Source organism: Acidisphaera sp. S103 (genome assembly GCF_009765975.1).
Lineage (GTDB): Bacteria > Pseudomonadota > Alphaproteobacteria > Acetobacterales > Acetobacteraceae > Rhodopila.
Map to the genome: position 1 here is coordinate 298044 of NZ_LMUJ01000063.1, position 3529 is coordinate 301572.

Below are 3529 nucleotides of genomic sequence, written 5' to 3' on the forward strand. Positions count from 1 at the left end.
CCACCCCCGCCGACCTGCAAGACTTCGCCGTCGGCTTCTCCCTGTCCGAGGGCATTGTCGAACGCGCCACCGACATCCTTGCCCTGGACGTCGTCGAAGTCCCCGACGGCATCGAATGCCGCATGGACCTCGCCCCCGACCGCCTGGACGCGCTGACAAAGCGGCAACGCCGCCTCGCCGGCCCCAGCGGTTGCGGCCTGTGTGGCCTCGACAGTCTCGCACAAGCGATCCGTCCCGCACCCGCCGTCGCGGCTGGCCGAACCTTCACCCCGGCGATGATCCAGGATGCCATGCGCGCCATGCCGGCCGAACAGGCGCTGAACGCAACGACCCATGCGGTCCACGCCGCCGCCTTCTGGACCCCCGAACAGGGGCTGGTCGCGCTGCGTGAAGACGTCGGCCGCCACAACGCCCTGGACAAACTCTCGGGCGCACTCGCCCGCGCCGGAACAAAGCCCGCCGAGGGCCTGGTCCTGCTGTCCAGCCGCGTCTCAATCGAAATGATACAAAAAGCCGCGACCATGGGCGCCCCGGTGGTCGTTGCAATCTCGGCGCCGACATCCCTCGCCATCGATGTGGCAAACGCCGCCGGCATCACCCTGATCGGCGTCGCCCGCGCCGACGGTTTCGAGGTCTTCACCCACCTCAATCGCATCAATCCACGGATGGCCCGCCATGTTGCATGACAAACTGGCCGTCATGGCCAACCAGATCGGTCGTTTCTTCGAGTCGCAAAAACCCGAGACCGCGGTCGCCGGCATCGAGGACCACCTGATGAAGTTCTGGGACCCGCGCATGCGCAACGCCATCGTCACCCAGCTTGCCGAGGGAAAAATCCAGCTCGATCCCCCGGTGCGCGAAGCCGTCGAACGCCTGAAAGGCCGCAAAAACGGCTGACACGCGTCTGCGCGCGTCGTTTGTGTCAAATCGCCATTTCGGACTTGTTTTGCCGTCGATACAGGAATTATACTGCGATAATCCGTCATAAACGGAAACGGTCAATAAGACCGAGCGGGGGTGGAAAACGACAATGGCAGACGCTTCGTTCTTGAGCCGCGACAACACCGTGGCCGGTCCCGATTTCAATCGGTGGCTGGTGCCGCCGGCCGCCCTGGGGATTCACCTCAGTATCGGCATGGCCTACGGTTTTTCGGTGTTCTGGCTGCCGATGACCCGGCTTGTCATCAATGCCGATCCGGCCGCCTGTGCCGCGCAAAGCTTCGGCCAGGCGCTGTTTACCAGCACATGCAACTGGTCGGTTCCGGACGTCACCCCGATCTTCGCGATCTTCATTGCCCTGCTTGGTATTTCCGCCGCGATCTGGGGCGGCTGGCTGGAACATGCCGGCCCGCGCAAGGCCGGTCTGATATCGGCCTTGTGCTGGGGCGGCGGGCTGGTGCTGCTGGGGATTGCCGTCCGCATCCACCAACTCTGGCTGGTGTACGTGGTTTCGGTGCTGTGCGGCACGGGGCAGGGGCTGGGCTACATCACGCCGGTCTCGACGCTGATCAAATGGTTCCCCGACCGGCGCGGCATGGCCACCGGCCTGGCCATCATGGGCTATGGCGGCGGGGCGATGATCGGTGCGCCGCTCGCGGTCTGGCTGATGGCCGAATTCGGCGGCAACGGCGCGACCGGCGTGACGGAAACGCTGATCGCCATGGGCGTCATCTACTTCATATTCATGGCAGGCGGGGCCTTGGGCTTTCGCGTATCGCCCGACGGCTGGCGTCCGGCCGGCTGGACGCCACCGGACAGCGGCAAGGCCAACGCAATGATCACCCAGCACAACGTGCTGCTCGATCAGGCCTGGAAGACACCGCAATTCTGGCTGATCTGGGGCGTGCTGTGCCTGAACGTCACCGCCGGCATCGGCATCCTCGCCATGGCCAGCCCGATGCTGCAGGACGTGTTCGGCGCCAAACTGGTCGGAGTCGATACGATCGCCGCCCTGACCACGGCGCAGAAAGCCGCCATCGTTGCCGCCGCCGCCGGCATGGTCGGCCTGCTTAGCCTGTTCAACGCCCTCGGCCGCATCTTCTGGGCGTCGCTGTCGGACAAGATCGGCCGCAAGAACCTGTACTACACGATCTTCATTGTCGGCATCGTCATCTACGCCCTGCTGCCGACCTGGGGGCATCTCGGCCTGCCGGTGCTGTTCGTACTGTCGGTCTGCATCCTGCTGAGCATGTATGGCGGCGGTTTCTCCACCGTGCCCGCCTACCTCGCCGACATCTTCGGCACCCAGATGGTGGGTGCGATCCACGGCCGCCTGATCACATCATGGTCCGTCGCCGGAATCGTCGGGCCGACCCTGATCGCCGGCCTGCGCCAGTTCCAGATCGACCACGGCGTCGCCCACAACCTGGTCTATGACATCACGCTGTATGTCATGGCCTTCCTGCTGTTCTGCGGCCTGGTCTGCAATTTCTTCGTCAAGCCGGTCGATCCGAAATACCACGCCACCGAGACCGAACTGGCCCGCGAACGCGTCCTGCGCCACGACGATCACACCGCCCCCGGTGCGCAGACCGCGGCCCGAGGCAGCTTCGGCCTGATCGGGGTCCTATCCTGGCTTGCCGTCGGCGTCCCGTTCCTGATCGGCCTCTATATCGTCTGCACCAAGGTCGCCGCGATGTTCTAGTATCCGCTCACGGGGAAGCCGGAATCGACCCATTGGCTCGACTTTGGCGGCTTCCCTGTCTTATCGAGGCTCATGAGAACCCGTTCGGCCTTGACGATCCTTGCCGGTTTGATGGCTGCAAGCTTGATCGGCCCCCGCGCCGCGCATGCCGACGCGATCGGACAAAGGCCCTGCGACATCTACGCGGCTGGGAATACGCCATGCGTCGCCGCGCACAGCACGGTGAGATCGCTGTACGCCAAATATACCGGCGCATTGTATCAGGTGAAAAGAGCGTCGGACAACGCCACCCAAAATGTCGGCCTGCTGCCGGACGGCTACGCGAACGCCGCGGCGCAAGATACATTTTGCGCAAACACAACCTGCATCATCACCAAAATCTACGATCAGTCGCCCAGGCACAACGACCTCACCATCGCCTTCGGCGGACATTACAAAGGATCTGGCCCCAACGGTTCCGACCTCGCCGCGGCGGCGGACGCGCTGCCGGTCACGGCGGGCGGCCACCAGGTCTATGGCGTCTCGATTTCCCCGGGAATGGGTTACCGCGACAACCGGACATCGGGCGTCGCGGTCAGGGGAAAGCCGGAAGCCATGTACATGGTTTCATCCGGAACCCATTTCAATTCAGGGTGCTGTTTCGACTATGGCAACGCCGAGACAAGCGGCACGGACACCGGCGCCGGCCACATGGACGCGGTCAACGTAACCAAAGACCTGTCATGGCCCAACTGCCACAACAGGCCAGGGCTCGGCGTGCAGGCCGACCTGGAGAACGGACTCTTCCACTGGAACAAACGAAGCTGCAATCCCGCCGCGAGTGTCAGCGGCGGGCCGCCACCCCTCCTGTCGGCATGGTTGAAGAACAAAGGCCAGACGAGGGTT

The 3529-nt window shown here is 64.1% G+C and carries 4 protein-coding genes; all 4 read left to right on the forward strand.

The features are described from left to right. On the forward strand, positions 1-686 hold a 686-nt coding region (gene fdhD, locus GSQ89_RS22115; RefSeq protein WP_158929251.1), incomplete at its 5' end, for a formate dehydrogenase accessory sulfurtransferase FdhD. 13 nt (positions 687-699) lie between these two features. Next, on the forward strand, positions 700-897 hold the full coding sequence (locus GSQ89_RS22120; protein WP_254073312.1) for a formate dehydrogenase subunit delta: 198 nt from the start codon (positions 700-702) through the stop codon (positions 895-897). 133 nt (positions 898-1030) lie between these two features. Then, a complete protein-coding gene (locus GSQ89_RS22125; RefSeq protein ID WP_158929255.1) occupies positions 1031-2644 on the forward strand; it encodes an OFA family MFS transporter in 1614 nt (537 codons plus the stop codon). A 111-nt stretch (positions 2645-2755) separates the two neighbouring features. Next, positions 2756-3529 (forward strand): arabinofuranosidase catalytic domain-containing protein (locus GSQ89_RS38630; protein WP_216856317.1); only part of this gene is annotated, 774 nt, incomplete at its 3' end.